The sequence below is a fragment of the Bacillus sp. 17RED48 genome (genome assembly GCF_019837545.1).
In the GTDB taxonomy this organism is placed as follows: Bacteria; Bacillota; Bacilli; order Bacillales; family Bacillaceae_G; genus Bacillus_A; species Bacillus_A wiedmannii.
This window is the reverse complement of record NZ_JADAXG010000043.1, coordinates 1-1,590: the sequence shown is the minus strand read 5'-3', so window position 1 is coordinate 1,590 and position 1,590 is coordinate 1. Positions and strand designations below refer to the sequence as shown.

General features: G+C 32.3%; 2 protein-coding genes. Both read left to right on the top strand.

Translation table 11 applies throughout. The annotated features are described in order from the left end of the window. Positions 1-1,009, top strand: a 1,009-nt coding sequence (locus ILT06_RS32125; RefSeq protein WP_222655996.1) for a GerAB/ArcD/ProY family transporter, incomplete at its 5' end; no start/stop codon positions are given. After that, positions 1,006-1,590: Ger(x)C family spore germination protein (locus ILT06_RS32120; protein ID WP_483861608.1), on the top strand; the 585-nt coding region annotated here is incomplete at its 3' end. The genes ILT06_RS32125 and ILT06_RS32120, both read left to right, overlap by 4 nt.

Sequence of the window (1,590 nt, the reverse complement as noted above, 5' to 3'; positions counted from 1 at the left end):
TCCACTTGCTACTACCGCTGGCACAGATGGCTGGATTTCTATCATTCTGGGCTGGATAACTACTTCTATAATTGGCGTATTTATTATATTAATATTACAAAAAAATCCTAACAAAAATTTCTCACAGATTTTAAAAACATACTTTGGTAAATGGCTAGGGACAATTTTTTTTCTTTTATATGCTTTTTATCTATTTTTTGCTGGCTTTAATACTTTATTAAAGGCAACTGATATTGTAAAAGTGTGGATATTCCCTTCCACTCCTGCTTATCAAATCACCATATTATTACTATTACCTTTTATTATTTTAGCCCTGAGTGGGTTAAGGGCCCTTACTAGTTATTCTATGCTTGTTTTCTTCTTCACTACTTGGATGCCATTATTTCTTCTTTTTTCATTAAAGAGTATGTATGCTCCTTTACACCTACTACCTATTTTTAAAGATGGCTTATACCCTATTGTAAAGGGAACGAAAGAAACCATTACCCCTTATGCCGGCTTAGAAATTGCATATTATATATATCCGTTCTTACAAAAAAAACAACAAGCTATAAAGGGACTACTAATTGCGAATACTGGAACCATGTTTTTCTATCTATATGTGGCTATTCTTTCTTATATATACTTTAGTCCGGAGGGGATAAAAGACGTAATTTGGCCAGTATTTCATCTGTTAAAAGGAGTTCGTTTTTCTTTCATAGAACGATTAGAAATTATATATATCGCTTACTATTTAATTGTATTTTCCACTACAATATATCCATATTTATTTTTCAGTTTTGAGTCTGTGACTATTTCACTTCAAAAAAACGCTCGCAATTGGGCGCTGGTTAGTTTTATGGTATTAATAGTCGGCTTATTTATTTTTCTAAATCCCAATGTGGATCAATATTTATTTATATATTCTCTTATGGATATCTTAAATATCATTTTCTTTATTCTATTACCAATCTTATTTTTCGCTTACAGCATTCTTTTTGCTTGGGTTACTAGGAGGAATCAACTTTGATTCGAAAATGGATATGGATTGTAATTTGTTGTGTATGTTTAATTGGTTGTAGTCAGAGAATTCCTCTTGAGAAGGTTTCATTAATCCTATTAATTGGCTTGGATAGAGCCCCTAATGGAGACATAAAAGTTGGCACAAGCATTCCACTATTTCATCATAAACAGCAACAAAGTACTATAGAGCATTGGGCACAGGCATCCACTGTATATAATGGATTCAGTAAGATAGATACAAAGTTAACGGGCTATATGACATCCTCAAAAGCAGAAATCATTTTAATTGGGAAAAAATTGGCGCAAGAATCAAATTGGTTGCAGGAACTTGATTCTTCTTACCGTGATCCTTACGCTACCATTAATGCTAAAGTAGTACTTGTAGATGGACCTGCAGAAGAAATCTTTAAAATTCATAAGCCTAGTAAACCATCACTATCATCTTATATAAATGGTGTAATTGAATCCTCCATTCAAAATAACCAATCCGTCTCTTCTACAATTCAACAATTAATGAGAGAACAAAATGAAGAAGGAATGACACAAACTGTTCCAATTATCAAAAAAACAAAGAATGAAATTGACACG